This is a genomic window from Cytobacillus sp. FSL W8-0315 (genome assembly GCF_038002905.1).
Taxonomy (GTDB): Bacteria; Bacillota; Bacilli; order Bacillales; family Cytobacillaceae; genus Cytobacillus; species Cytobacillus pseudoceanisediminis.
Genome location: NZ_JBBOOC010000002.1, coordinates 345,344 through 369,927 on the forward strand (window position 1 = coordinate 345,344; position 24,584 = coordinate 369,927).

38 protein-coding genes are annotated in these 24,584 nt (G+C 35.9%); 30 read left to right on the top strand and 8 right to left on the bottom strand.

The annotated features are described in order from the left end of the window. Positions 1-114 precede the first annotated feature (114 nt). From MKY20_RS25535 to MKY20_RS25605, 17 genes are all read left to right on the top strand, one after another. The gene (locus MKY20_RS25535; protein ID WP_341003828.1) at positions 115-804 is read left to right on the top strand and encodes a hypothetical protein; all 690 of its coding nucleotides are present in this window, start codon (positions 115-117) and stop codon (positions 802-804) included. Further along, a complete protein-coding gene (locus tag MKY20_RS25540; RefSeq protein WP_341003832.1) occupies positions 795-1,352 on the top strand; it encodes a hypothetical protein in 558 nt (185 codons plus the stop codon). The genes MKY20_RS25535 and MKY20_RS25540 overlap by 10 nt, the downstream gene beginning before the upstream one ends. A gap of 27 nt (positions 1,353-1,379) precedes the next feature. Next, a complete protein-coding gene (locus MKY20_RS25545) occupies positions 1,380-2,015 on the top strand; it encodes a hypothetical protein (RefSeq protein WP_341003838.1) in 636 nt (211 codons plus the stop codon). A gap of 133 nt (positions 2,016-2,148) precedes the next feature. Continuing rightward, on the top strand, positions 2,149-2,565 hold the full coding sequence (locus MKY20_RS25550) for a hypothetical protein (RefSeq protein WP_009336446.1): 417 nt from the start codon (positions 2,149-2,151) through the stop codon (positions 2,563-2,565). Between the two features lie 94 nt (positions 2,566-2,659). Next, complete coding sequence (locus tag MKY20_RS25555) at positions 2,660-2,968, top strand: DUF2325 domain-containing protein (RefSeq protein WP_341003848.1); 309 nt, start codon at positions 2,660-2,662, stop codon at positions 2,966-2,968. A 17-nt stretch (positions 2,969-2,985) separates the two neighbouring features. Then, complete coding sequence (locus MKY20_RS25560; protein ID WP_251174760.1) at positions 2,986-3,159, top strand: hypothetical protein; 174 nt, start codon at positions 2,986-2,988, stop codon at positions 3,157-3,159. A 27-nt stretch (positions 3,160-3,186) separates the two neighbouring features. After that, positions 3,187-3,330, top strand: a complete 144-nt coding sequence (locus MKY20_RS25565; RefSeq protein WP_284522377.1) for a hypothetical protein — start codon at positions 3,187-3,189, stop codon at positions 3,328-3,330. 196 nt (positions 3,331-3,526) lie between these two features. Then, positions 3,527-3,946 carry a toprim domain-containing protein gene (locus tag MKY20_RS25570; RefSeq protein WP_341003869.1) on the top strand — a complete coding sequence of 140 codons (420 nt, stop codon included), beginning with the start codon at positions 3,527-3,529 and terminating at the stop codon, positions 3,944-3,946. A 32-nt stretch (positions 3,947-3,978) separates the two neighbouring features. Then, positions 3,979-4,176 carry a DNA topoisomerase gene (locus tag MKY20_RS28770; protein WP_445293107.1) on the top strand — a complete coding sequence of 66 codons (198 nt, stop codon included), beginning with the start codon at positions 3,979-3,981 and terminating at the stop codon, positions 4,174-4,176. Continuing rightward, positions 4,172-5,587, top strand: coding sequence for a DNA topoisomerase (locus MKY20_RS25575; RefSeq protein ID WP_341004168.1), 1,416 nt, complete (start codon positions 4,172-4,174; stop codon positions 5,585-5,587). Before MKY20_RS28770 ends, MKY20_RS25575 begins: the two co-directional genes overlap by 5 nt. Beyond that, positions 5,547-5,675 carry a topoisomerase C-terminal repeat-containing protein gene (locus MKY20_RS28775; protein WP_445293108.1) on the top strand — a complete coding sequence of 43 codons (129 nt, stop codon included), beginning with the start codon at positions 5,547-5,549 and terminating at the stop codon, positions 5,673-5,675. Before MKY20_RS25575 ends, MKY20_RS28775 begins: the two co-directional genes overlap by 41 nt. A 20-nt stretch (positions 5,676-5,695) precedes the next feature. Continuing rightward, complete coding sequence (locus MKY20_RS25580) at positions 5,696-6,079, top strand: DUF7828 domain-containing protein (protein ID WP_341003878.1); 384 nt, start codon at positions 5,696-5,698, stop codon at positions 6,077-6,079. Beyond that, positions 6,048-6,563, top strand: a complete 516-nt coding sequence (locus tag MKY20_RS25585) for a hypothetical protein (RefSeq protein WP_341003888.1) — start codon at positions 6,048-6,050, stop codon at positions 6,561-6,563. Before MKY20_RS25580 ends, MKY20_RS25585 begins: the two co-directional genes overlap by 32 nt. 25 nt (positions 6,564-6,588) lie before the next feature. Continuing rightward, positions 6,589-7,116 carry a hypothetical protein gene (locus tag MKY20_RS25590; RefSeq protein WP_341003896.1) on the top strand — a complete coding sequence of 176 codons (528 nt, stop codon included), beginning with the start codon at positions 6,589-6,591 and terminating at the stop codon, positions 7,114-7,116. Positions 7,117-7,256: 140 nt separating this feature from the next. Beyond that, positions 7,257-7,439 (top strand): hypothetical protein, encoded by a 183-nt coding sequence (locus MKY20_RS25595; RefSeq protein ID WP_284522420.1) that lies wholly within the window; start codon positions 7,257-7,259, stop codon positions 7,437-7,439. A 274-nt stretch (positions 7,440-7,713) separates the two neighbouring features. Next, positions 7,714-8,508, top strand: a complete 795-nt coding sequence (locus MKY20_RS25600; protein WP_341003901.1) for a hypothetical protein — start codon at positions 7,714-7,716, stop codon at positions 8,506-8,508. 387 nt (positions 8,509-8,895) lie between these two features. Beyond that, entirely contained in the window at positions 8,896-9,246 is a 351-nt protein-coding gene (locus MKY20_RS25605; protein ID WP_341003910.1) for a DUF4181 domain-containing protein, read from the top strand. 52 nt (positions 9,247-9,298) lie between these two features. Here MKY20_RS25605 and MKY20_RS25610 read toward each other — a convergent pair whose 3' ends face one another. Continuing rightward, entirely contained in the window at positions 9,299-9,535 is a 237-nt protein-coding gene (locus tag MKY20_RS25610; RefSeq protein WP_284522383.1) for a hypothetical protein, read from the bottom strand. A gap of 248 nt (positions 9,536-9,783) precedes the next feature. Here MKY20_RS25610 and MKY20_RS25615 point away from each other — a divergent pair, with 248 nt between their 5' ends. The 5 genes from MKY20_RS25615 (at position 9,784) to MKY20_RS25635 (ending at position 12,888) form a co-directional block, all read left to right on the top strand. Further along, positions 9,784-9,975: a DUF7662 domain-containing protein gene (locus tag MKY20_RS25615; RefSeq protein ID WP_445293111.1), complete on the top strand. Its 192-nt coding sequence runs from the start codon at positions 9,784-9,786 to the stop codon at positions 9,973-9,975. 56 nt (positions 9,976-10,031) lie between these two features. After that, a complete protein-coding gene (locus tag MKY20_RS25620) occupies positions 10,032-10,283 on the top strand; it encodes a hypothetical protein (RefSeq protein WP_284522385.1) in 252 nt (83 codons plus the stop codon). Between the two features lie 184 nt (positions 10,284-10,467). Further along, positions 10,468-12,192, top strand: coding sequence for an LXG domain-containing protein (locus tag MKY20_RS25625; RefSeq protein WP_341003944.1), 1,725 nt, complete (start codon positions 10,468-10,470; stop codon positions 12,190-12,192). 17 nt (positions 12,193-12,209) lie between these two features. Next, entirely contained in the window at positions 12,210-12,671 is a 462-nt protein-coding gene (locus tag MKY20_RS25630) for a YrhA family protein (RefSeq protein ID WP_341003951.1), read from the top strand. Between the two features lie 31 nt (positions 12,672-12,702). Beyond that, entirely contained in the window at positions 12,703-12,888 is a 186-nt protein-coding gene (locus MKY20_RS25635) for a hypothetical protein (protein WP_341003955.1), read from the top strand. A 213-nt stretch (positions 12,889-13,101) separates the two neighbouring features. Here MKY20_RS25635 and MKY20_RS25640 read toward each other — a convergent pair whose 3' ends face one another. Then, positions 13,102-14,337 carry an IS110 family transposase gene (locus MKY20_RS25640; RefSeq protein WP_252222885.1) on the bottom strand — a complete coding sequence of 412 codons (1,236 nt, stop codon included), beginning with the start codon at positions 14,335-14,337 and terminating at the stop codon, positions 13,102-13,104. 314 nt (positions 14,338-14,651) lie between these two features. Here MKY20_RS25640 and MKY20_RS25645 point away from each other — a divergent pair, with 314 nt between their 5' ends. Beyond that, positions 14,652-15,005 carry a YunG family protein gene (locus tag MKY20_RS25645; RefSeq protein WP_341003959.1) on the top strand — a complete coding sequence of 118 codons (354 nt, stop codon included), beginning with the start codon at positions 14,652-14,654 and terminating at the stop codon, positions 15,003-15,005. A 600-nt stretch (positions 15,006-15,605) separates the two neighbouring features. Here MKY20_RS25645 and MKY20_RS25650 read toward each other — a convergent pair. After that, complete coding sequence (locus MKY20_RS25650; RefSeq protein WP_341003966.1) at positions 15,606-15,905, bottom strand: spore coat protein; 300 nt, start codon at positions 15,903-15,905, stop codon at positions 15,606-15,608. Beyond that, the gene (locus MKY20_RS25655; protein WP_341003971.1) at positions 15,898-16,110 is read right to left on the bottom strand and encodes a hypothetical protein; all 213 of its coding nucleotides are present in this window, start codon (positions 16,108-16,110) and stop codon (positions 15,898-15,900) included. Before MKY20_RS25655 ends, MKY20_RS25650 begins: the two co-directional genes overlap by 8 nt. Before the next feature lie 144 nt (positions 16,111-16,254). Between MKY20_RS25655 and MKY20_RS25660 the strand changes: the two genes are divergently transcribed. The 3 genes from MKY20_RS25660 to MKY20_RS25670 are packed head-to-tail and all read left to right on the top strand — an operon-like array spanning position 16,255 to position 17,996. After that, positions 16,255-16,470, top strand: coding sequence for a spore coat protein (locus MKY20_RS25660; RefSeq protein ID WP_341003977.1), 216 nt, complete (start codon positions 16,255-16,257; stop codon positions 16,468-16,470). 10 nt (positions 16,471-16,480) lie between these two features. Further along, positions 16,481-16,843 carry a spore coat protein gene (locus MKY20_RS25665; protein ID WP_341003984.1) on the top strand — a complete coding sequence of 121 codons (363 nt, stop codon included), beginning with the start codon at positions 16,481-16,483 and terminating at the stop codon, positions 16,841-16,843. A 16-nt stretch (positions 16,844-16,859) separates the two neighbouring features. After that, positions 16,860-17,996: a zinc-dependent alcohol dehydrogenase gene (locus MKY20_RS25670; protein WP_341003999.1), complete on the top strand. Its 1,137-nt coding sequence runs from the start codon at positions 16,860-16,862 to the stop codon at positions 17,994-17,996. A 485-nt stretch (positions 17,997-18,481) separates the two neighbouring features. Here the strand turns inward: MKY20_RS25670 and MKY20_RS25675 are convergent, their stop codons facing one another. Then, a complete protein-coding gene (locus MKY20_RS25675) occupies positions 18,482-18,916 on the bottom strand; it encodes an Rrf2 family transcriptional regulator (protein ID WP_341004003.1) in 435 nt (144 codons plus the stop codon). Positions 18,917-19,117: 201 nt separating this feature from the next. Here MKY20_RS25675 and MKY20_RS25680 point away from each other — a divergent pair, with 201 nt between their 5' ends. Continuing rightward, complete coding sequence (locus MKY20_RS25680) at positions 19,118-19,981, top strand: SDR family oxidoreductase (RefSeq protein WP_341004007.1); 864 nt, start codon at positions 19,118-19,120, stop codon at positions 19,979-19,981. Between the two features lie 426 nt (positions 19,982-20,407). After that, positions 20,408-20,635 carry a hypothetical protein gene (locus MKY20_RS25685; protein WP_341004014.1) on the top strand — a complete coding sequence of 76 codons (228 nt, stop codon included), beginning with the start codon at positions 20,408-20,410 and terminating at the stop codon, positions 20,633-20,635. Positions 20,636-21,273: 638 nt separating this feature from the next. Here the strand turns inward: MKY20_RS25685 and MKY20_RS25690 are convergent. The 3 genes from MKY20_RS25690 to hxlA form a co-directional block, all read right to left on the bottom strand. Beyond that, positions 21,274-21,993 (bottom strand): 3-ketoacyl-ACP reductase, encoded by a 720-nt coding sequence (locus MKY20_RS25690; RefSeq protein ID WP_026566628.1) that lies wholly within the window; start codon positions 21,991-21,993, stop codon positions 21,274-21,276. A gap of 115 nt (positions 21,994-22,108) precedes the next feature. Next, positions 22,109-22,666 (bottom strand): 6-phospho-3-hexuloisomerase, encoded by a 558-nt coding sequence (gene hxlB, locus MKY20_RS25695; protein ID WP_341004020.1) that lies wholly within the window; start codon positions 22,664-22,666, stop codon positions 22,109-22,111. An 8-nt stretch (positions 22,667-22,674) separates the two neighbouring features. Further along, positions 22,675-23,307 carry a 3-hexulose-6-phosphate synthase gene (hxlA, locus tag MKY20_RS25700; protein ID WP_341004031.1) on the bottom strand — a complete coding sequence of 211 codons (633 nt, stop codon included), beginning with the start codon at positions 23,305-23,307 and terminating at the stop codon, positions 22,675-22,677. A 230-nt stretch (positions 23,308-23,537) separates the two neighbouring features. Between hxlA and MKY20_RS25705 the strand changes: the two genes are divergently transcribed. Then, complete coding sequence (locus MKY20_RS25705) at positions 23,538-23,903, top strand: winged helix-turn-helix transcriptional regulator (RefSeq protein WP_341004036.1); 366 nt, start codon at positions 23,538-23,540, stop codon at positions 23,901-23,903. A 459-nt stretch (positions 23,904-24,362) separates the two neighbouring features. Beyond that, positions 24,363-24,575, top strand: a complete 213-nt coding sequence (locus tag MKY20_RS25710) for a hypothetical protein (protein ID WP_341004041.1) — start codon at positions 24,363-24,365, stop codon at positions 24,573-24,575. Positions 24,576-24,584: the final 9 nt, after the last annotated feature.

Genomic DNA, 24,584 nt, shown 5'->3' on the forward strand with positions numbered 1-24,584 from the left:
ATGTTTCCATTAACAGCTTTTTTTATCCAAAATATAGAGATTGAGAATATATGGAGATTTATAAAGGATTATAAATTAAGGCTTAGCTACAATAAATGAGAGGAGATTTATCCAATGATAATTCAAAGGTTAGGCGAAAAGCAAATTTTAGAAATAAAGCAAGAAATTAAGAAAAAACAAATTGGACTAAATAAACTGCATATCAATTTCAGGTTTGTCAAAGGGGAGTTATACATCAATGCGATGGGGGTAGAAGGAATACCTCAAACAGAAGAATATTATGAATCAATTGAAGATAACCTAACCTATGTAGATTTGGCCTGGTTGACCCCACTAAGTAACCATTTAAATGTAAACCTGGATGCTTCTATAGCAGTTAACCCAGATGGATCCTTTGAACATAATAGTATTGATTTAGAATTACATACAGCTCTTCCAAGTGATGTTCAAGATAATCATAGAATACTAAGTTATGTTACACCACTGTTTAAGAAACTAATTCCATTTAGAGCGTTTCTTACCCAGATTGAATTTGGATGGCATAATTACCGATTAAGCAATATTCGATTTAAGTTGAACTTGGATGGTAAAAAGATTAATACCATTTTAAGCAATGAGCAAACTGTTAACACACAGGTTCTTGGTCAATGGCTATCTTCTCTTTCTCAAGTGCTGGATTACAATCAAGGAAGGTACAAGCACTTAGTGGACCTTCCAATCATTAATGGCCGAATTAGTACAGCAACTTTTGAAACGGGCCTTTGCTTCCGCTTTGATGGAAAAGGAAAAAGAAGATGGTCTTAAAATTTCGTTACCTATTACTACTCTTTGCTTTACTGATTTTGATACCCTCTGCTGCAAGCGCAAGTCCGTTGCAGCAGGGTAACGGTATCACATTAAATGAACAGCTCAATGTTTGGTCTACAGATGTAAATAATACTGCACCAAAAATATCCTTTTTGTTCTCTGCCATATTTACAATAATGTTTCTATTTGGAGTGGTTAGGCTAGGTTACTCAATTGTTACTAAGACTGGCCAGGTGATGAAAGGATCCACCGGGCTTTTAATCTGGGTTCCAATCACTTTCTTTTTCATCAGAATTTTAATACTAATATTATTTACAACAAATAGTGAAAATGTTACACTACTCGCAAGTGATTTTATTCAGTTAATCTCTGCTGCCAGTCACTCTACTGTTGATTGGATGATATCAATTGGATTAGTATTTTATCTATTTTATCACTTGATAAAACATCCTGAATTCGGCAGGTGGAGCAAAAGAATGTGGGTCTTTGCTGGCGGATTAACCTTATTGACGTTTATTTCTCCAATTGTATTAGGTGCTGTATAACAAGCTATTAGGAAAAGGGTGAATGCCATGTTAAAACTTGTAATAGATAATAGTAAAAAGCAAGTAAATCCTGCAGCGGTAACATGCCGGACATCGTGTGACCTATTTGATGAACTTACAGAAACTTGTTCGATCAGTCAAAACGTAAATGTCGATAGTTCTTACGAGGCAGCCAGGTGCGGCTTTTTCTTATCTAGAGATATAATGGCCTCTCCCCCGCTAAACAATAATCATATTGGCTTTAAATTCTCACTAATAGAAGAAGAAGCTGATTATTTATTGGACGATCCGAATGTGTTTCATGAATTAATCGGAAAGCCGGTACAAAAGGAAAAGTACACGTATCCAAATAAGCCTGACTTTCCAGCTCAAAGAGAAGACGCCAGATGGTATGTATCTTCTTGTGGTACTTACGGTTGCTGGATAGTCAATTTGTGCAAAAAACCATTGCTACATCCAAAAAGCCTTGAAAATGCAGTAAAAGGCTGGACTGCAAAAGTATATAAGTCCCCAATTCCACTGCACGATCACAAATCTTCTCTCACTTTGGCCTCCAAAGTCGCGTGGATAATAGACGCAGAAGGATACGGGCAGTATGGATTACTAATTAACGGCCAAATTTCTTCAATTTCCTCTCCTAAACCGGTAAATTGGACGAAGTGATATTGATAATTATGCAAAAGTATTGATATAATTAAATCAAACAAAATATATAAAGGGACCACCCTGTTGTAAATGCATACATCTACTTGTATGCACTTTTACAGCAGGGTTTTTTTATGTAGGAGGGGAGATAGTGAACAGAGATACCATTATGGTGATACATGAAAAGTCACCGTTTCAGGATGGGTTGGTTAAGCTAATTGATCTGAAGTTTGGACATTTGTTCAAAGTTATTAAAACGGAGACTAGTAAATTACAACTTTATGAAAATGGTTGTGTTCCCAAACTAATTATTCTCGAGAAAGTAATTAATCCAAAGACAGTTGAGTTTCTTATCAAAATGAGGAATATGGGTTCCAAATTAATTTTAGTTACCTTAGATGCTTCAGAAATAACTGAATTAGAGTTAAACCTTTTTAACGCGTTTCTTGTTAAGAATATGCGTACTTCAGAAATGCTGAAAGTCATGGAAGATTTACTGGATTATAAAGAAAGCTATGTGCACCCAGACTTCGGTGATATATTTTTGAAGAAGTTAATAAACGCCTAATTAAATTGGAAAAATATATAAGAAAATACTTGTTTTTAGTGTAATTTATGTTATATTTATTTGTAATTCAAACACTAGAGATGAGGGATTTTTAATGAAAAAAACTGTCGCAATTTTCGGAGGATCTCAAGAGGCTACGTACAAGCGAATAGGACAAAAAAATAACGTAAATATTATCTTCCATAGTGGTAAAACAAGAAACGGAGGTAACAAAAAGGAGTTCAAAACGCTAGTAAAGAAGGCAGATTGTGTAGTCGTATTACTAGGTGCTGTTGGACACGTAAGTATGGATATTGTAAAAGAAGTTTGTAAAGATCTTGGTAAAGAAGTGCTTTATCATAATGGGTTTGGTGCTTCTGGCGCTATTCAAAGGTGTGTAGAACACTTAAACACCGCAGCTTAAGGGGAGACATGACTAGTATGATTTTAGTAAATGTTAAAGAGCTAACTCAAGGAGAATTATTGTTGATTGAAACTTTGCGGAATCTTGAAGATCCTGATGAGTTGGTTCGCGCCTGTTGTGATGTTCAATCAATCAATATCAAGAATTGCTTGTTAAATATAGCTGCAGAAAAACTTAAAGGCATTTGTTGAATAAATGATTAACCGGAGGATTTGCTAATGTCTGATAAAGGTGGGAAAAAGGCTTACATAGTTTTAGGGGTTTTATTAGGAGCTTTAATCATAAGCGGATGTGGCATTCAAGACATTATGCCTGGAACAGAATTTAATGATAACCATGAATCATTTTCAAAGATAGCTTAATAAAATACAGCTTATTCTTCATATATTAGGGGGAGAGAAAATTGGATCAGCTTCAGTATCAAAAGAAAATTATAAGAGAGGAATATGGAGACCTAAAAAAACCGGCTGAAGAAGAAACAGATAAAAAAGAATCCCTTATTTCCAGGCCAAAAAGGAGTAATAATCAATTTCTTTTTAGGAAGGGAGGAAGGGTCTGATGGGGAAAGCACTCATTTGCGCTGAAAAGCCCAGTCAAGCAAAAGCGCTTGCTGCTCCATTTCCTAATAGAAATATGAAAACACATATAGCCATTGCACCTTGTGTCATGTTCCCCGAAGGTGCAGTGGTTATTTGGGCTGTTGGACATATTCTAGAACTTTATCGCCCTGAAGACTACTCAAAAGAGTACCAGGAATGGAGTTTAGATAACTTGCCTATTATTCCAAAAGAGTACAAGTTAAAGGTAATTGAAAGTAAAAGAAGCATTTTCAATAATTTTAAGAAGTTTTTAAAGGACCCCGACATTTCAGTTATCATACATGCTGATCCTGGAATTGAGGGATGTTTATTATTAGATGAGATTTTCTACTATTTGAATAATAGAAAGCCAGTAAAAAGATTGTGGACTATAGCCTGACCAAAGATAGTGTGGTTGAAGCATTTCGTAGCATGAAGGACAATAGGCATTATCAGCATTATTATTATGCGGGATTAGCCCGGCAAAGAGCCGATTGGTTAGTGGGCATGTCTTCTAGCCGAGCCTTAACTTGTCTGCTTAATCAAAAAGGAATTGAAAAAACATTTAGTGCGGGACGAGTACAGACCGCCTTAATGAGTATTATTTATCAGCGTAAAAAAGGAAATTGAGAACTTTATTAGTAAACCATATTTCGACCTAATCGGTGAATTTCAATTTGGAGAGGCCAAATTAAATGCCAAATGGTTTAGTAATGAATCAGAGCACATCTTTGACATGGATGAAGATATGCTTGAAGCCTTTTCTAAGTATTGTCAAAGTCAACCAGCTATTGTAAATACCATTAAAAAAGAAGAAAAAAAGAATCGACCACCTATTTTCTACAACTTATCTTCCCTTCAAATGCATGCTAATCGTTTATATGGAATGACTCCCGCTAATGTTTTAGGTTTTGCTCAAGCATTATATGATAAATCCCTGATTACATATCCACGTTCCGACAGTCAGCACTTAACTCCTGGGGAAGCATCTTGGATGCCAGTCATAATCAAAAATTTGGGAGAGCTGGAGAGCTACCAAGATTTAATAAAGGGTGCAACTCGAGATATTTCTCAAGATAAAAGATATGTGGATTCTGATAAAGTAAGTGATCATTATGCAATCATATTGACGGAAGAAAAGGTAAACCCGCTTACTTTGCCAAAAGGGGAACAACAAATATATGACCTAATTGCTAAATCCATTATTGCCGCACACTATCAAGACTACATATACGATACTACTGGAATCATTATTACGGTTGCAGAAAAGTTTGGTTTTAGAAGCTGTGGTACTCTAGTTAAAGAAGAGGGGTGGAAAAAGATATATAAGGGGCTTTCCACAAATTCGGCGGAGGAAGAGATTCAATTGCCAGATATAAAAGAAGGGGAAGTCGGAACAATGCTTTCAGGTCAAATTAAAGCTGGATCAACAAATCCCCCTTCTCGTTTTTCACTAGGAGACTTGGTCAAAATTATGTGTAACCCTGCCCCATATTGCGCTGATAAAGAAGATTTTAAGAACTCTGAGTTGCAGCTGGGAACGGAAGCAACCAGGAGCGGCATCGTATCTATTATCACCAAGCGGTATGTAAATGTAAGCAAAAACCTAGTTTATATGCTGCCCGAGGGCCGTGTCTTAATTGAAGCATTAGGGGAAAACAACTATCTAACTTCTGTATTAACCAGCGGTAGGATGGAACGTTATCTAAAACAAATCCAAAAAGGAGAAGGTTCTGTTTCCTCCTTCGTTAAGAGAACGGAAGACATAACGAAAGAAATAGTTGAAAAACTTATTAAGGATGCCGCTTCTTGGAATTTTGTTGAATATGCCAAAGATATTCAAAAAGCTGAAGTAGTAGGTCTATGTAAAAAGTGCGGTGCACCAGTTTTAGAGCGTGAAACGTTTTACAGTTGTAGCAACTTTAAAAAGACAAACTGTGATTTCAGGAATAAGCAAGGTTGTCGCGGGAAAACAGATCAGAAAGGAGAACATAAAGAAATTGTTTACTACTGGTCAAACCTCTTTAATAAAGGGATTTAAAAGTCAGAAGAAACCAGATAAAATGTTCGAAGCCTTTTTAGCTTGGGATGAGGATAAAAACAAACTTATATTTAAATTTCCGCAATAAAGAGAATAGGAGGAATAAAAATGAATTCAGCCCTGCTTCACAATGGCCAAATTATTACCGCAGCTGAGTACAATCCAGATAAGAATGGCCAACGAATTAGATGCATTGATAAAAGTTGTCATACCGACCTAATTTTTGTTCCTGGAACAGATTCATCTGTGCCTTACTTTAAAACAACCGGCAAGAATGATCATTCAAAACACAATGAAAAATGCGGATTTTATAGAATATTAACTTTTGAGGAAAGTATAAAAAAGGTAGAAGAATATCAATCTGATTTAATGGAGAAAGGTATAAAAGAAACCCTAATTCGGCTAAATTTAAAAAAATTAGATCCTGATTATGTTGCAAGAACAGTTGAAAAAGAGGAGAGTGAAAAAAAAAAAGGCGAAAGATCCAAATGAGGTAAAAGTGAAGCAGGAAAGCAAGACGCCTAGCAGTATTGGTACTTTAAAGGCTATAGTTAAACTCCTTACTTCATATGAACCAGATACTCTGGCAACAATATTGGTTAGCATTAATGGGCGAAAAATTCCTCTTTCCCAGATTGTAATAAGCCATGATAAAGCACATGAATTAGCATGGTCCGACCGAGCAGACCCTAACCTTAGTTATTTTGTATACGGGGTTATCCAGAATGTTGTAAGAAGAGAGTCAGTGTATTATATTAACTTCGAGCCAATTAATGGGGTGGTTTATGGGGTGGTTTTTAGTTTGGTGATATTCTCAAAATACTTTAAACACTTCACTTATAAAGATGAACAACTTATAGGAAGAAAAGTTTTAGCTTACGGTTCCCGATTAAAAAAGAATGAGTATAAGGGGAAAAATACGTCAGAACTTGTAATAATATCAAATCAATACATAGAATTCTTAGGAAAGAACTAAATAGCTTATAGAGGTAGATGAAATTATGAATTATCCAATGGTAATAAGAAGAGAGTCTTTGTTTACAGGCTGGTTAATCGTTGTTTTCGCATTATTATTTTATAAATTATTTATACTACCCCTTATTATAGGGCTGGCTATGGGAGCAATTTTTGCTGGTATATTATATTTGATGCTACAACACAAAATCATTGTTAAAGATGAACATTTTATTTACAAAGATTTTTCGCGAAAACGTGTTCAGTACCAGGAAATAAATAAAATATTCTTAAGGGTAGAAAAGCACTATGGTAACAATAATTTAAGAAAATTTTGGATTGATGTAATCTTGACTGATGGTAATCAATTCTGTATTCCTTCCTACCTATTTACAACGAAGAAATCTAAGGATTTTTTCAAAGTGGCTCTAAGTAAAAACACTGATATTATTATCAATTCGAGTCTAATCGACTATATTTCCTCTAAGCAAACAAGTATAGAAAAGATAGGAAACATACTAATAATGACCTTGTTTACATTAATGGTGATATTTTATTTGGTTAATGCTAATTAGTGTTCTAACATTCACATTTGGTTCAAAACATCTATTGACTCCCCAATAATAAAAGTGAAGAAATTCTTCAAATTTTTAAGTATAATTGGAGTTATTGTCTAATGGCATTAAATCTAGAGGCATATATACAGGGGGCAACCATGGAAAAAACATCTGATGTTTTTATAGACTTTGATTTCGACAAGATTTATGACTATAAAGAAATGCCAGATAAGAATAGCGGTCGATGCGACAACTGCAATAGTGCTCACTTCAAGAGTTCAGTGGGTGAAGGTAAATTTATTAGAGAATGTTCAAATTGCGGGTTAAAGAAGTCAATATAATAAATGCTTAGATACTGACCCTAATTCCAAATATATTTGATGTTCTAACCCTGACATGTGGTCAGGGTTTTTATTATACCGACACTGTAATTAAGAAAAAAGATGAACTGCATGCGGTTTTTTCCATAAATATTTATTCAAAATCACGAAAGTAGTTCAAGAAGTAGAAAATCAGGTAATTTCCATTTTTTGAATTATATTCCCATGTATACTAAAGATAGTAATTTTAATTTTAGTAATTATTCTATCAAATGGAGGTTGGCAAATAAAGAAATTGTTTAGTAGTATTCTGTTCTTATTGTTAATTGGTATAGGAGGGGTAGCTTTTGCTGAAGAAGGTAATTCAACTTCTTTAACAGAAGAGGAGAAAAGTTATTTACTTGATGCTGGACATACTGCAGAAGAAATTGAAAGTTTGCCAGTAGAAGTAGCAAAACAGCTAGTGAAAGAGAAAGCAGTAATAACTGATAAGGGTTCAGAAATAGTAGAGTTTATAGAAGGTGTCAATACTAAGCCTGGCCAAACTTCAACAATGGGTTCTATCTCTTCCTCAACAATGAAATTAGCAGGTACTGTATATAAAGTTACTAGTGATAAAGCAAATAACGATAAGTTTTATATCTATGGTAATTTCAACTGGCTAAAAACCCCATCTTTTAATTTAGTAGATAAGATGACTTTTGGATTCCCATCAAGCTCAGGATTATTCTTACCTACTAGCAGCGGTAAGGTAACACAACATCAACACAGATATTCGCAAGATCAACAAGGGAATGGGAATTGGATCGACTATGCTATCGATTATTCTCCAAGCGATTGGGAACCAAGTGCAGGTGTAGCTGGCGATTTCGATTTGAGGGCTTCTACTAGTAATACAAAGCATAAAGGCTATATGGGCCAATATGTTTATGTACCAACATCTAAAAACGGAACAATTAACATAAAAATTGAATATGGACATAAAAGAATTTCTGGAAGTCCAACAGTTTCTGTGTATCCTGCAGGTTTAGCTATTACTCCTACAAGCACTGTTGATACAGCTTCTTATGCGTTAACTTTGAGCTATTAATTTAAAAGGAGGTCCGAGTATCTTGTCGGATCTCCTTTTATATCTAAGTATATATACTCATTGAATTAAATTGAATTCTTTGATATTAATGGGAAATAAAACCTGATGTTGTAAAAGAAGGGAGTGGATAAAGACATGAAACAAATTGTCATTAACTTTATTATAGTATTAGTAATATCTGCAATTTTATTTTTCTTATTTACTTTTGACGCTTCACTTGATAGCGCATATATATTAGGACTAATGGTAATCTTGATTATGCAATCGTCTTTAATAATCGCTATTCTCCTAAAAAAGGAAAAGGACTAAAGTTTCAACAAATTTCAGATACCAATGAACAGCATTTTTATTGAAACAGGCAGAAATACAGTTGGGGGAGATTTTAACATGTATGTTTACACAGTGTTAGTATTTCTAGCCTACTTAATTACGTACTTTATTTTAAAAAACAAGCTTCATATTAAAAGTAACGAAGAAAAATTACACATTAATACAACTCATAAAATAACTGAAATAACAATTGCTGCAATTGCATTAATAATTTTATTTTTAATTGGCTTTGTATTTGATTATGGTTTAAAACCACACTATCCTGTCGTCATTTTATCAGCAATTTTACTTGTTCGTGCATTGTTTGAAAGAAAGTATATGAAGGACTCTAAACGGCATGTCTTAAGTATATTAACTAGTTCAGCTTTATTTATTATGTTTATTGGGATTGAAATATTTTTTATTTGATTTTGATAGTCGCTACCTATAAAGATCAAAGGGAGACCTTTGATCTTTAAACTTATTCTTTTTCCGCCGGTCTATACTTACCCTCCGGAAGTTTCTCAACTAAATTAAACTCAATCAACTTCTTCAAGGATAAATTACAGTAAGCAGCTGCATCGTATTTATCTCTTCCGACTTTTTGTCCGATCTCGGATGGCCCTACACCTGACTGCTTTTCTTTGTATAACTCACATAACGCTTTAAGGATATTCTTATCTTTTTCAGTAATTTGTTTTTTGGATTGTTGTGACAAAATATACCTCCCTAGATATGGTTATAAAGGAAAAGTAAAACAATAAAGGCTTATAAATCAAGTCATTTAGCAGATCTACATCAAATTGGGGAGGTTCGACTTACAACCTTTCCAATATATTCAAAAGGAAATATAATGATATCTAGCTAAAAGTTATAAAGCTTTCCTGAGGAGTGATAAGAATGAGTAACAGAAATAGCAAATACGAACCGCTACAAAATTTTTAAAAGTTCCAAAAGACTAAGAGTATCAAAATGACTTTTTTAGAGGTAGAAGACATTCTAGGGTTCACACTCCCAAAATCAGCCTATGAACATGAAGCGTGGTGGGATAAATCGGATTCTCATACACAGTCCTTCGCTTGGAAAAATGCTCATTTTATTGCAAAACCAAACTTGAAAGAAAAAAAGGTAGAGTTTGTTAAGCACATAGAAGATTAGTTTTATAAAAGCAGCGTTGTTAATATAGTAATCACAAATAACAGTAGGGGCGAACAATGATTAAAATTAACAGTATAAATGAATTTAATGAATATAGAAATAATAAAATTGGTTATTTCCTTATAGATGATAAACCAACTAAAATTAAGACATTACATATGGCAAGTTGTCCTCATATTAATATTAGATTTTTTGAACAAAAGGTTATTAATAATCAAGAAAAGAATGGAAGTTACTACTGGTGCGGTGATTTAAAGGAAATCTTAAATGAAGAGAGCATACGGGAGTGCCTAGTTTGTAAGAAGTAATTAAGCGCCTAGATACATTTTCAATAAGTTATTTGTCGTTGCTTGCAAAAGAGAACAATACATAAGAAATTTTCACATCAAAAATCCCTATTCAACTAGTTCAATGAGTAAATTAATATAAAAATAGAAAAATGTGGAATGTGTGATTGTCAGGTGAACAGTTTACGTATGGAGATGATTAAAGTTGAAAGTATTAGATGTGAAAGATTTACTTTTAGGTATCCAACAGACAAGTAATCAACTGAATATACTTAAGAATCAAGTTAAACATGTTCAAATGGCCATCAAGGAGTTTATCTCTCATGAAGATTCTTTCAAAGGAGATGGCGGCAGGTCGATTATAAACTTCTACCAGGAAAGCCACCTGCCTTTTCTACTATTCTTTGAATCCTGGATTGAAGATTACCAATCCTATTTAAACAGTCTAGAAAACACAATCCACGACTTTGAATCTTCTCCTGCAGGATTCATCCGCCAGGAATTCCTTGAGAATGAGCTACAATTGGGCCTAAGAAACACTCTTCAGATCGCCTCTGAACTAACTAAAGAAGCAAATGAAGTAATAAAAACCGTAAGCGATATTGTCCCGCTGCCGCTGCTGGAGGATAACCGCTTTATCCAAGCATCAATACATGCCCAGGACTCAAGCTGGGGAACAGTTGAAAAATTAGAATCCTTTGACCATCGGGAAACTGCAGCGCTTGACCCCCTCTTAAAAAATTTAGACCACATGGAAGACTACATAAAAAAAATGGCTGGCATGCTCCAAAGCGGCAACTTATCTTTGGCCGATTATCAGCCAAGAGCTCTTAACTGGGAGGATTTCCATGATGAAATATCGAATCCTAGTCCACAAAGGGAGCAAAGTCTCCTTCAAGATATGGTTGAAGGAGCCATTGAGGGGGCTTCTGAAGCTGTAGGAGATACTTTGGAAGGCCTTAAGTCTACCTATGAGCTGGGACGAAAGATCATGGGACCATTCAGTCCGCTGTTTTTAGGTAGTGAATTGCTGTTTAACCGTGACCAGCTGCTAGAAAATCAAAGGAAGCACCAGGAGTTTTATTTACGCATTTTAAATGACCCCATAGGAAAAGTACGTCAGGTTCTGGATATGCCGAAATACATATGGTCTGCTATCACCAGTGCCTGGGAGCGGGATGTTGTAAATGGGGATGCCAAAAGCCGGACAGCCTTCTTTACCTATGGCCTGACTTCCCTTGGAATTGGTATTCTCGGGGATAAAGGAATTGGTAAAGCCGGTACAATAGCCAAGACGGTAGGCCAGGCTACTAAGGGAGGTAATGGACTTTCATTTCATACACAAGGACCAGCTCCTGCAATGGTGGGAGGTGTCGCTCACGGTCCAGTACCTTACAATGTATTTCATAACCCCTTGACACAGATCAAGAAGCTAGCAGATAAAGAGTATAGAGCAAAGCCTAATAAAATTGAAAAAGATAATTACTTTGTTGGTACTTTAAAGGAAGAAAAAGTCCATTTAAAAGGCGTAAAAGTAGAAGAGATTATATACACAAAAAGACATCCGGAAGAAACTGCGCAATTAAGAAAAACCTTTAATAATTCTGTTAAGAAAAGTTTTCTTAAAACGTTTGCTAACGATCCGATAAGAGTACAATATCTTCGGAAAGCTGGGTTAGAAGAAAATGATATTGCCAGAATGAAAGATGGCCTTAATCCAAAGGGATGGCAAGTCCATCACAATTCACCTTTAGATGATGGTGGAACAAATGATTTCACTAACCTGGTATTGATTAAAAATGATCCATATCATAAGGCCGTTACCAATGAACAAAACTCTCTAACAAGAGAATTAACTCCTACACAAAGTAAGAGGATTAATTGGCCAATGTTTGAAGATGAGGTTTACCCACCGGAACCTTTTAAATAAAGAAGGGATGAGCTGATATGGCCCAGTGGAAAAAATTGTTGTTTGAAATAAAGAAAATAGAAGAGAAATATGGAAGTTCACTAAGGAATCCAGTGACGGATGTAGAAATAAGAAATTTGCAGCTGGAGATTCAGGAGAAATTAGGGAATATAGAATTACCAAAGTCTTTTGAAGACTTTTTGAAAACTGTAAATGGATTGGACTTTAATGGATTGGTCATTTATGGTGTTGATGAACATCTATTTGATGGCCAAGAAGGTGAAGATCTTCAGGGGTTTGTTGAAACTAATGAGATTTGGTATGAAAATGATTGGCAAAAGCAATACATGTTTTTTGGGGACTCTGATACTGCCTGGTACTGTTTAGACCTGCAGAAGGAAATATATCTAGAACTAGACAAACCCTCCGGAACACTAATCCAATCATTTGATAGTTTTGATTCCATGTTAACTGAGGCTTTCCAAACAACTTTATTATAACAGTTCAAAATAGATAATTTTATGAGGAGGCATGGTGGATATTAAGAGGAAAAAGTCTATTATGCTATGTTGTATAGTAGTTTCATTTTCTGCAATGGCTATTATCTCAAACTTTAATTCACTTGAAAGTACAAAAAATGCATGTCTTGAAAACAATAAAACACCAAAGGTTGAAAAGGACTTCTTAGCTATTAACTGGTCTGTATCTTGTGAATAATACATATTCGTTATTTTACTAACTGTTGCTTTATCGAAAGATTAGGCTGTCTTTTGACAGCTTTTTCTTATTTAACTAAACCAGCTAATAGTTTGTCAACATTTTTCATTTAAATGGTTTTTTATTGTGTGGTATCCTAAAAGTAAGCATGCTAAATAACCTTCCGTCAGAGCTCTTTTGGAAGGTTTTGAGCTATTTAGGTAGCTTTTCATTTTAAGCTATATCTTGGAAAATTGAATTGCTTTTTAAGAGTGCAAAAATCCAGTGTAACAGCTTATTGGCACAAGCAATGATGGCAACCTTGTATGGTTTGCCTTCACCACGTTTCTTATCGTAAAACTCCCGCAACTTCTTATTGCGTGGGATGATTTCCGGTGTTGTCTTCTTTTTGCGGGAATCACGAATCGCACAACGGACAGCCATATATAACGCGTGCCTAAGCCTGCTTGATCCTCTTTTTGTAATCCGGTTGACTGTTCCTTTAAATCTACCGGACTCAAAGATGCTGGGATCTAACCCGGCAAATGCCACAAGCTTTTTTGGATTGTTAAACCGTTCAATCTCTCCGATTTCAGAAATGATCGTTGCCGCGATCTTTTCTCCGATACCCGGGATGGATTGGATGATTTGATATTCCTCCATTTCTCTTGCCAAGGCATCTATCTCTGCTTCCAACTTCGATAGGTGCTTTTGGTATTCCAGAAGCATCTTTATATTCAGTTCAAGACTTGTGATATGACTTCGATATAGGATTTCCTTAAAAGGATTTCTGGAGGCTGCCTCGATGAGCTTCTTTGCTTGAGTGAATGCCCACTTACTTGAACGGCTTTTACAAAGCTCATCAATCCGGTTGGCCAGGGTGTCTTCTTCAACTCCCAATACTTCTTTGGATGTAGGGAATTCCATTAAGGTTAATAGTGAGACAACCGAATATAAGTCTCCAAATACATCTTCGTATTCAGGGAATACCTGATCAAGCACTGCCTGAAATTGGAGCTTTGTCTGTACATACATACCCGTCATATTTTCGTGTTGCCTCGTAAGATTGCGAAGGTTTAGAAGTTGAATCCCACGTTTTTTATAAGGCTCCAGTTCCTCTTTGTAGTAGAGCTCACACAAATGCCTGGCATCGATGATATCTGTTTTTACCTTCCGCAAGGAAGAACTTTTTGCTCGATAAGAGACAAGTGGGTTAACAATAATAAGCAAGTAGCCTCTTTCTTCAAAATATTGGACGACAGGTGTATGATAATGGCCTGTAGACTCTAAAACAATCGGTGGTTTAATCCCAGTATGATCTTCTATTTCACTAAGAAACTCACTTAATGTTCCCAGACCTTCTAGAGTATGAGGTACTTTAAAGCTTGTTTTATAAGGTTTTTTCTTATCCAAGAAAGCCTGTACCTGGCTTTCGCCTTTGGCCACATCTAGTCCAACAACAGGGTTCATTATTTTATCTCCTCCAAAAAATTATAAATTTGCCGGCAGCCCCTAGACCTTCTTGCAGTTTCATAGCTTCGCTTGTTATACGAGATCACTGTCCCAACCAGCCAAATCATGTTTAAGCAAGTAGGGGGTGAACAGTTTAGCTGACGGGATCATCCTCCCACGGGCAGGTGCGTTCTACCCCGGCTACCGTAATCATAAAACCATATAAAAAATGGTCAACCAGAAAAATCTGGCTGACCTTATAATACGAAAGGGGCAGGTTTTTTGCTTAATTAGATTAAGATAAGTATTTAGATGTAAGAGAAGGGATTTTTATGGAGAATAACACGTTTAAAATAGAAGAAATAATGAATGCTTTGTCTAAATCTTGGTCTTTAGAATCAAGCTCAAAATGGAGTAAGTATAATCCTGCAAAGGGGCAATGTGGTGTAACCACATTAGTAGTCAATGATCTATTAGGTGGAGAAATAAAGAAAACTAAATTATCTGATGGATTGCATTTTTATAATATTATTAATGGAAGACGACACGACTTTACAGCTTCTCAATTCATAGAAGACATCTTATATATGGATATTCCTTCAAATAGAGAAGAAGCATATAAAGATACTACTGATAAACAGTATAATTATCTAAAACAGAATGTTTTAATCAATTTAGATACATAATTCATCTAATAGTGAGTTTTATTTCAAGAACAGCTGCTAAGTAAGGTGGCATATTCTTATTCAAGTAAAGGGGCAGGTTAGCTCAAGAAGGATTTTGCCTTTTAATCAACAGAATATATGTATTTCTAGCTTAAGGATGTTCAGTCAATGGAAAAACAAACATTTTACTGTGTCAGAATTCAAAAAGGGGATAGCGATTGCCCTATAAAAACGAGTTCCCCTAAATAGAAAGATGGGTATCTTTTGGCCGGTATTGACTGTATCCATTTCTTATAATTAAAAATCCACAGCCATTAGGACCTGATTCCTTTGAAATGCTTTGCCTTTAGTTAAAAGCATTAACTTAAAACCAGGACATGGAGCCCTTTGTAAAAAAATACAGTTTTTAAATACTTTCCTGTCGATGCTTGTTTTAGCTGTGGTAATTTATTATTGCTAAGAGTAAGAAACCCAGAAAAGTTAATTTGAATTTTATACAATGATTATTCCTTCTTCAACTGACGGGCAGGTTGAAGATCTACCTGTGTAATATATTGAAGGAAAAAATCAGCTGTTTAATAGCAGCTGATTTTTTATTGCATAAAACATACGATACTGCTCCTATTGTTCTTTAAGGTTTAAAGCAGTCTGTGCATCCTGCAGTCTCACATTTAATTGGTCACCTAAATGATTAGGGTGATAGTATCCATTGGCAGTCATAAAATCTGTTATCTTGGCATGTGTATCCACTGCATTTCTTAATTGATCGCGAAGAACTGATTTCAGTTCAGGTGTAGCTGTTTCCGTAATAGCAAATGCGAGATTTCTGACGGCAGATTTAGATGAAATCAGAAAATCTGAGGCGATTGCCCGTTCTGTTAATCCTCCCATTCCAGCCATATTTTGCAGGAGATTAGTCATTGTGGGTCTCCTCCCTGTTTGTAATAAAGGTCTGAAGTTGCTTCAGGCCTTGACTCCCTGATTCTAAATCACCAGAAAGAATCTTTTTAAGATCTCCATCAGGAAGCAATTTGCTCATAGTTACAGCTCTTGTTAAACATACTGTTTTAAATGCAATTAACTCGAGTGTCTCCAGTGTTTCATGAAGTCCTAAATATTTTGTCAAGAATATCTCTCCAATCTTTAAAAACTTCTCTTATCTTGCTACAGACAGGAGATTCACATTCCACCAAAAATCTTCCATAACCAGTAATATTCCATTGAATAATATTCACTAATTAAAGGGATTTTAATTTCAGGAGGTGAAGTCATGGAGAAGAAAAGCTTGGCTTATCATGAAACAATGGAAACACATGAGGTATTAAACCTGAACACTGTTAGCTTATTGAAATCAAAGCTTATGCAGGGCCTTTGTTTCGATAATGATTTAAAAGCATTGATGGAAAAAAATGTTCAACAGTCAATTGCAGCGATAAATGAACTTAAAGAATTTTATAAAGGGGCAAGAACAAATTATATAGAATGAGGTGAAAAAAATGGAAATGGATTATTTGGATCCCCAAGGAGCTGAACATATGCCGGAAATGGCAGATTCGGGCATTGCCTTGGAGTTTCTTCTTTCAGTTAAAACGGGCATTCATACATATGCCATTGCGTTAACTGAAACATCGAGCCTGGAGTTAAGAGAGGCATTATACAGGCAAATGGAACTATCTATTGATTTACACACTGAGATATCTGAATTGATGATAAGCAAGGGCTGGTTATATCCGAAAGAAGTTGGCAAGCAAGTTGAGTTGGATCTAAAATCTGCCGACAATGCTTTAATGATTGCTGGGATGAACTTATTCCCGAATGATACGGATAGACTTGGAATGTTCGCAACGCCTAATAAATAAGGGAGGTTAGAGAAAAATGAAAGCTGTCACGTACCAGGGGAGTAAAAATGTCCAAGTTAAAGAAGTAAAAGACCCAAAAATTAAAAATGGCGATGATATCATTGTAAAAGTAACATCTTCTGCTATATGCGGATCCGATTTGCACTTGATTCATCAAATGATTCCCAATATGCCAACTGATTACGTAATAGGCCACGAACCGATGGGGGTGGTCGAAGAAGTAGGGCCGGAAGTAACAAAATTGAAAAAAGGGGATCGCGTAATTATTCCCTTTAATGTAAGCTGCGGGCATTGCTGGTACTGTAACCATGACTTAACCAGCCAATGTGATAATTCAAACCCTCATGGTGAAATGGGCGGTTTCTTTGGCTATTCAGAAACAACCGGTGGATTTGCTGGCGGACAAGCTGAATATATGCGTGTTCCATATGGAAACTTTACTCCATTCAAATTACCGGAGAACTGCGAAGTAGAAGATGAAAAGTTAGTGTTACTTGCAGATGCAGCCTCAACAGCTTATTGGAGTGTAGATCATTCTGGTGTCAAAGCTGGTGATACTGTAATCGTTTTAGGATGTGGTCCAGTAGGTCTCCTTGCTCAAAAATTTGCCTGGTTTAAAGGCGCTGAGCGTGTTATTGCGGTCGATTACCTCAATTACCGGCTTGAGCATGCGAAACGGACCAATAAAGTGGAGACTGTAAATTTTGAAGAACATGAAAACGTTGGCGAATATTTAAGAGAGATAACACAAGGTGGAGCAGATATAGTTATTGATTGTTCAGGTATGAGCGGCAAAATGACGCCTATAGAATATCTTGCATCCGGAATGAAGCTTCATGGCGGTGCAATGGGAGGGCTTGTCATTGCGTCACAGGCTGTACGCAAAGCTGGGACCATCCAAATTACCGGTGTTTATGGGGGACGTTATAATGGGTTCCCTTTAGGAGACATTTTCCAAAGAAATGTTGACATTAAAACGGGCCAGGCCCCAGTTATTCCGTATATGCCTTTTCTTTACAATCTTATATCTGAAGGAAAGGTTGATATTGGTGATGTAATTACACATGTTCTTCCATTAGACCAGGCAAAGCATGGGTATGAAGTTTTTGACACAAGGACCGATAATTGTATAAAAGTCATTCTTAAACCTTAAATTGAATAAATCCAAGATGAATTCCTATATATTCTTTTAGAAATGAGGTGGTTATTTTGAATAACAAGGACTCAATATTGAGGATAGCAGTTTTTGGCATACTATTAACAACTATTTACACAGCAATACTTGCATCACAACTAATGGCCACAAAACATAAGGTTGATTACCTTTATTTCAAAAATAAATTTACAGAAAGATAAAACAATCATTTAAGGCGGTGATCATCCATCGTCTTTTTTGTTGAATCATGATTTCTTAATTACCGATAATTATTATGGTTAAAGGAATTGTTGAATATCCTTGATTTCTGAAGGACAGCAGAGCAACTATGTAAATCACCATAAGGGAACTTTGTGAAACATTGCACTATAGATTGCGTAACTTCAAGTTCGGCTGTTATTACAGCCGGTCCTTTATATTCTACAAAAAGGGTAGGTTAGTTTAAGAAGAAAGAGAAAAGACATACCTTTGGAATGTCTTTTCTAACAGATATTTTCTTTAGTAGCAATGTCTCTCACAACATCTTCTAAAGTAACATTTCTTAAAACCTTCTCCATTGCCAATTGTGCTGCTGTGAATAATGGTTCAATTGTATTTTGGATGTTCCTACCTACTGGACAATCAGGATGTGGACTTTCATGTATGCTAAACAACTCTTTCTCCTGTACAACATTCACTGCCTTATATACGTCGTACAGAGTGATACAAGATAATTCCTTTGCGAGTTTAGCACCTGCAATTCCTGGGTGTACCTCTATCAAACCAGCTTTTTTTAGCATTCCCATTAGTTTTCTTATAACGGCTGGGTTCGTGTTGACACTCGTAGCTAAAAATTCAGAAGATGTTATTCCTTCATTATTTAATTCAATTAGAGCCAATATATGAATTCCTACTGCAAATCGGCTGCTGATGGACATGTCTATTCACCACCCCTATTAACTAATCCTAATATATTTTTTTCTCCATCATGTAATTAATTTGATTACAAGTTTATTATACCAAAATACGAACAAAATAATATACATTGTTTTACATGTTGACAATTTGGTTACATGTAATTAAAATAAATACATGTAACCAATATTGTTACAGATAAAACTCAACTGGAGGGGATATTAATGAAAATTTTAGTTACTGGAGCAACAGGGAAATTAGGTTTTAAGGTTGTAGAATCTTTATTGAAATCAGTACCTGCAAGTGACCTGGTGGTGAGTGTCCGAAATCCAGAGAAAGCAGAAGGACTTCGTAATCGTGGAGTGGAAGTCCGTCACGGTGATTTTGACCGTCCAGAAACATTAGATAATGCTTTTGAAGGGATTGACCGATTATTAATTATTTCTGCCGATGGTGACAATGAAACCAGAATCCAACAACATGCTAATGCTGTCCAAGCAGCTGACCGTGCAGGGATAAAATTTATTGCTTACACAAGTTTAGCCAATGCAACAGAAAGCAAAAATTTAATGGCTCCACCTCATGTTGCGACAGAAGCAGCTATCGTTAAGACGGGTATCCCATATTCTTTCTTGCGTAACAATTGGTATTTGGAAAACGAAATCGGAAGCATTCAAGGTGCTATTGCAGGAGCTCCATGGGTAACCTCTGCTGGAAAAGGTAAAGTAGGCTGGGCACTGCAACAAGATTACGCAGATGCAGCGGCAGCAGTTCTTCTTGGAAAAGGTCACGAAAATACTGTATATGAACTTTCTGGTCCTCTTTTAACTCAAGAGGAATTGGCATCTGCTCTTGGAAATGTATTGGGTAAAGAAATACCTGTCCAACAAGTTAGTGACGAAAAATATGCAGAGATCATGAAAGGCATAGGCTTACCTGATTTTGTTCTTCCGATTGTAGTAGGAATTCAAGAAAGCATTAGGGACGGTTCATTAGAAGTTAAAAGCAATGATTTTGAGAAAGTTCTTGGCCGTCCAGTTACTCCGATTAACGAAGCACTGAAGCAACTTGTTAATGCAATTTCATAAATATAATAAAATGAACTAAAAAGAACCGACATAAAGTTGGTTCTTTTTGCAGAATATGCACTTGCTCAATAATAATTTTTAGAGCAATCTATTATGCTACTTCTCTATCTATAGAAGTTTTTATTTTTGACTAAGGGTATTATTAAAATTAAAGTTTGTGAAAAAAATTCACTTAAACAAACGGGTTCTTATGTTCAAGATCAGCTGTTTATCAGACAGCTTTTTTCTTGTGTGCCAGGCATAGCAACTATCTAGGTGGGGAAATTCCACTGTGGGGGTACACATCAGCCAACCACTAAGGGAGCGCAAGGTGAGATAAGGGCTGGAGGAAGCGTGGAATAATATCTTTGCTCGAGGTACAGAAATCTGATACTAAGGCTTTATAAAGGGAAAGGCTCCAAGACAAGTCAAAGTCCAAAAGGCTGCATGACTATTCTTACGGCTTTGTGCTCTACCGCATTTACAGAACCTGAAGAAGCATTCAAAGAAACTGGTCATCAAGTGATTACAATTGATAAACATGCAGGAGAAGAAGTAACTTATTCCAGGCGGTTTCTCCTTAATCGTGACCAACGTGAATTGAGGGAACTTGTTCGCTATCGCAGAAGCCTGATAGATGTACCAGACCATTGCTTAGTAATGTCTATACTGTAAACTATTTTATTACAGTGCGTTCTTGTATAATCGATCGAAGAATAGACAAGTGAGCGTGCCCGCCGCCAATTAAAAGTACTTTGATCAAAAGAAATACTCCAATTATTTTTTATGTAAAAAAGCATAGCTGCTAAATGGTTTAGCAGTATGCTCTTGTATTTCGTTAATGATAATAACCAGATAGAAAATCAGATACTTGTTCTGGAGTCTTGGCGTTTTTAATAAAAAAAAAAAGAAGCCTATAATCTTTGATGCTAAGGTATAAATCAAACATTTGAAAAGCCCTCATATTCTTTAGATTTGAGGATTGAGTGGATGTTCGTGAAAGGGACCATTATTGCAGGTGAATTTGATTCGGCTATCAATGAATTTTCCATACAGAAAGTTAAGAATTTCAAAACAGAGTCGGTCCTTAATGAAGACCAGTTTAATAATATTTATCATTATTAAAAAAAACATCAGCATGAAGAGGTTGGGCAAATTATTACTTTATACGATCAAATGCTTGTACGCTTAGCACAGAATGAAGTTAACCAGTTAATTGTTGATTTAGAGAAAGTAATGTCCTTGTATCACTGATACATATAAGAGTATTTTGTAAGAACTAAAGAAGCAGATCCCACTGGATCTGCTTCGTTTTATGATGGATTTGTTGACCATAATCCAGCTGTTTTAACGAATACTCTTGGATTAAATTTTAAACTAGCCACGACTAATTCTGCAAGGTCTTCTGGGTGCATCACGTTTTCTTCATTGCCTTTAACAAGATTTGTATCAATGGCTAAATCTGTAACGACCGTACTTGGTGTTAAAGCTGTAACACGGACATTATGTTTTCTTACTTCTAGCATAAGTGATTCTGTTAGCCCTAAAACTGCGAATTTAGAAGCACTGTAAGCACTTGTAACAGGAGCACCTTTTTGGCCAGCAGATGAAGAGATATTGATGATATCTCCTGATTTTCTTTCGATCATTCCTGGTAATACTGCTCTTGTTACATTATACACACCCATTAAATTGACTTGGATGATTTTTTCCCATTCTTCTGGTGTTAGATCAAGGAACCCGCCAAATTTTGCAACACCAGCATTGTTGATTAGGATATCAATTGGGCCTAAGTCTGATTTGATATGTTCAACAGCATGGGTAACGGATTCAAGATCAGTCACATCTGCTGTTGCTGCAGAAACCTTTACATCAAATTGTGCTAGTTCAGCAGCTACCTTTTCTAGATTAGACATATTTAAGCCGATTAGGCCTAAATGAACGCCTTCTTTTGCTAAGGCGATAGCAGTAGCACGTCCAATGCCTCTTCCTGCGCCAGTAACTATTGCAGTTTTTCCATTTAAAGAAATCATTTTATCACTCCTAAAATTATTACAAATTAAAGTAGTTCATTCTAACAGAAAGACCGCAATCTTGCATGGAAACAGCTTGAGGTCTTTCCTATTTAGAACTCGAGGAATAATATATTTATTCTAAGTTGGCGTGTCTACCGTACATTTTATTGGTATCCAAACCTTGCTTCTCCATGAACCGAAGAATCACAGCGTCGTAAAATAGTAAAAGTGTTTGCTCAAATAATGAGCCCATTGGTTGAATCGTCTTAAAATCACTCTCTGACTGATCTTTAGGTAGGCCAGGCAACTTAATTGTGATATCCGCTAATTGTCCAATAGTGGACTCAGGGAAAATGGTTACAGCTGCAATCGTCCCACCGATGCTTTTTGCTTTCTCAGCCATGGTAACTAAACCTTTTGTTTCTCCTGAACCTGATCCAATGATTAAGATGTCATCTTTTTCAAAGTTAGGGGTTACTGTTTCGCCAATCACATAGGCATCTATCCCCGTGTGCATCATTCGCATAGCAAATGATTTGGCCATAAATCCAGATCTACCTGCGCCTGCAACAAAGATTTTCTTTGATTCAAGAATTCCATTAACTAATTTTTCAGCTTCATCATTCGAAATTAAATCTACGGAGCGATTTAACTCTTTTATGATTTCAGCTAGGTATTGATTTGTATTCATGATCTGAATTACCCTTGATTAATCATTTGTTGCATTTTGGCAGCAGCAGCTTTTTTATCAGCTTGTCCAGTAATCCCGCCACCTACAATGACAAGGTCTGGTTGTACTTTGATGACTTCTGGAAGTGTGTCTAATTTAATACCACCTGCGATTGCAGTTTTAGCATTTTTTACAACACCTTTGATGGTTTGTAAATCTTCAAAAGAGTTCTTTCCAACTGCTTGAAGATCGTAGCCAGTATGAACACAAATATAATCTACGCCCATAGCGTCCACTTCTTTTGCACGTCCAGCAAGGTCTTTCACAGCAATCATATCAACAAGGATTTTTTTACCTTGTTTTTTCGCTTCTTCAACGGCACCTTTGATTGACATATCTTCAGCAGTTCCAAGAATTGTGACGATATCTGCACCTGCTTCAGAAGCTTTCATTACTTCATAACCAGCTGCATCCATGATTTTAAGGTCTGCCAAAACTTTTAGGTTAGGGAAAGCTTCTTTTACTGCTTTCACAGCATGAAGACCTTCATTGATTACAACCGGTGTACCGATTTCAACGATATCAATGTGCTCCTCCACTTCTTTAACTAACTCAATTGCTTCTGGGATATTTACTAAATCTAATGCTAATTGTAATTCCATCTATATTCACTCCTGTTAATTTTTTTTGTATTCAGCAGTTTAAAACATATACGGCTAAATTTTTTACCCTAATTGGGTATTACTAGTATTACAGCTTGAATCAGGTGTTTGCTGCTGAACAATTGCTAGTATATTACGTATAACATTGCATTAAAAGTACGCACTTTTATTTTACATAGTGACTAAAAGTATACTATTGGTTATAATTAGTTTCTGGAGGTGGTTTCAATATGTCACGAATGCAGGATAGAGTATTTAACTGTGAAAAAGAATTAACCCTTTCGGTTATCGGTGGTAAATGGAAAATGCTGATATTATGGCATTTAGGCAAAGAAGGAACAAAACGATTTGGTGAATTAAAAGCTCTAATGCCCGGGATTACGCAAAGGATGCTTGTTAACCAATTAAGAGAATTAGAAGAAGATTTAATTGTTAAACGAGAAGTCTATCCAGTCGTTCCTCCGAAAGTGGAATATTCTCTGACTGAACAAGGAAGAACTCTGATGCCTATCCTGGATGCCATGTATAAATGGGGTAAGGATTATATGGAGACGGTCGTGGAAAGTTCTCCTATAACGAATGAATCAATTAAATAAAAGATCTGTTAAGCCAGGGTAAATACTTCTCCCTGGCTTTTTTGTATTAATAGAGGAAGGTATCATACATATTGCTTAGTATACTTTTTATCACTATATATTTTTTATTGCACTAATTAAATAAAAAGTTCGTACTTTCAAATGATGTTTGTAGGTTATATACTAGCTTCTGTTGCTGTAAATGAATGCAAAAAAGATCAAAGGCCTTTTGACTGGGGCATTCAAATATTAACTAATTTGAAAGGATGAAGTGTTGTCAGGTAAACAGGCCAAGCATCATAAGGTTTGCATAAAATGTATGTCATTTTCTTCTAATTATGATGTATGTCAAAAATGCGGAAATACGAATTTGATGGACCTCAAAATCACAGTAAAAGCCGAATTAAATAAAAAAACGGCAAAGTCATGTGCTGGCTAGTAATAAGTTAGCCAAAAAAGCTCAATGGGGAGGAAGAAAGTATGGATACAATGACATATGTCTTGTTTGGCGCAACAGGGGATTTAGCTAAAATAAAAATATTTCCTGCATTTTATAATTTGTTTTTGGAACAAAAATTGCCAGATAGCATTTCTATCATAGGTGCTGGAAGAGACAATATGTCCGATAGTGCCTTCCAGCATTATGTGGAAGAACATTTTCAAGACGCTCAATTTTGGACTGCGGCAGCCTAAAAAAATTTA

Coding starts and splice junctions, on each gene's coding strand:
- MKY20_RS25565 (WP_284522377.1), top strand. CDS start 3,187: ATGTCTGATAAAGGTGGGAAAAAGGCTTACATAGTTTTAGGGGTTTTA.
- MKY20_RS25640 (WP_252222885.1), bottom strand. CDS start 14,337: ATGAACCCTGTTGTTGGACTAGATGTGGCCAAAGGCGAAAGCCAGGTA.
- MKY20_RS28770 (WP_445293107.1), top strand. CDS start 3,979: ATGAAGGACAATAGGCATTATCAGCATTATTATTATGCGGGATTAGCC.
- MKY20_RS25660 (WP_341003977.1), top strand. CDS start 16,255: ATGGAGAAGAAAAGCTTGGCTTATCATGAAACAATGGAAACACATGAG.
- MKY20_RS25635 (WP_341003955.1), top strand. CDS start 12,703: ATGGTGGATATTAAGAGGAAAAAGTCTATTATGCTATGTTGTATAGTA.
- hxlB (WP_341004020.1), bottom strand. CDS start 22,666: ATGAATACAAATCAATACCTAGCTGAAATCATAAAAGAGTTAAATCGC.
- MKY20_RS25650 (WP_341003966.1), bottom strand. CDS start 15,905: ATGACTAATCTCCTGCAAAATATGGCTGGAATGGGAGGATTAACAGAA.
- MKY20_RS25680 (WP_341004007.1), top strand. CDS start 19,118: ATGAAAATTTTAGTTACTGGAGCAACAGGGAAATTAGGTTTTAAGGTT.
- MKY20_RS25645 (WP_341003959.1), top strand. CDS start 14,652: ATGGAGAATAACACGTTTAAAATAGAAGAAATAATGAATGCTTTGTCT.
- MKY20_RS25670 (WP_341003999.1), top strand. CDS start 16,860: ATGAAAGCTGTCACGTACCAGGGGAGTAAAAATGTCCAAGTTAAAGAA.
- MKY20_RS25555 (WP_341003848.1), top strand. CDS start 2,660: ATGAAAAAAACTGTCGCAATTTTCGGAGGATCTCAAGAGGCTACGTAC.
- MKY20_RS25675 (WP_341004003.1), bottom strand. CDS start 18,916: ATGTCCATCAGCAGCCGATTTGCAGTAGGAATTCATATATTGGCTCTA.
- MKY20_RS25710 (WP_341004041.1), top strand. CDS start 24,363: ATGGATACAATGACATATGTCTTGTTTGGCGCAACAGGGGATTTAGCT.
- MKY20_RS25560 (WP_251174760.1), top strand. CDS start 2,986: ATGATTTTAGTAAATGTTAAAGAGCTAACTCAAGGAGAATTATTGTTG.
- MKY20_RS25685 (WP_341004014.1), top strand. CDS start 20,408: ATGACTATTCTTACGGCTTTGTGCTCTACCGCATTTACAGAACCTGAA.
- MKY20_RS25630 (WP_341003951.1), top strand. CDS start 12,210: ATGGCCCAGTGGAAAAAATTGTTGTTTGAAATAAAGAAAATAGAAGAG.
- MKY20_RS25620 (WP_284522385.1), top strand. CDS start 10,032: ATGATTAAAATTAACAGTATAAATGAATTTAATGAATATAGAAATAAT.
- MKY20_RS25605 (WP_341003910.1), top strand. CDS start 8,896: ATGTATGTTTACACAGTGTTAGTATTTCTAGCCTACTTAATTACGTAC.
- MKY20_RS25665 (WP_341003984.1), top strand. CDS start 16,481: ATGGAAATGGATTATTTGGATCCCCAAGGAGCTGAACATATGCCGGAA.
- MKY20_RS25535 (WP_341003828.1), top strand. CDS start 115: ATGATAATTCAAAGGTTAGGCGAAAAGCAAATTTTAGAAATAAAGCAA.
- MKY20_RS25690 (WP_026566628.1), bottom strand. CDS start 21,993: ATGATTTCTTTAAATGGAAAAACTGCAATAGTTACTGGCGCAGGAAGA.
- MKY20_RS25540 (WP_341003832.1), top strand. CDS start 795: ATGGTCTTAAAATTTCGTTACCTATTACTACTCTTTGCTTTACTGATT.
- MKY20_RS25570 (WP_341003869.1), top strand. CDS start 3,527: ATGGGGAAAGCACTCATTTGCGCTGAAAAGCCCAGTCAAGCAAAAGCG.
- MKY20_RS25590 (WP_341003896.1), top strand. CDS start 6,589: ATGAATTATCCAATGGTAATAAGAAGAGAGTCTTTGTTTACAGGCTGG.
- MKY20_RS25705 (WP_341004036.1), top strand. CDS start 23,538: ATGTCACGAATGCAGGATAGAGTATTTAACTGTGAAAAAGAATTAACC.
- MKY20_RS25580 (WP_341003878.1), top strand. CDS start 5,696: ATGAATTCAGCCCTGCTTCACAATGGCCAAATTATTACCGCAGCTGAG.
- MKY20_RS25595 (WP_284522420.1), top strand. CDS start 7,257: ATGGAAAAAACATCTGATGTTTTTATAGACTTTGATTTCGACAAGATT.
- hxlA (WP_341004031.1), bottom strand. CDS start 23,307: ATGGAATTACAATTAGCATTAGATTTAGTAAATATCCCAGAAGCAATT.
- MKY20_RS25545 (WP_341003838.1), top strand. CDS start 1,380: ATGTTAAAACTTGTAATAGATAATAGTAAAAAGCAAGTAAATCCTGCA.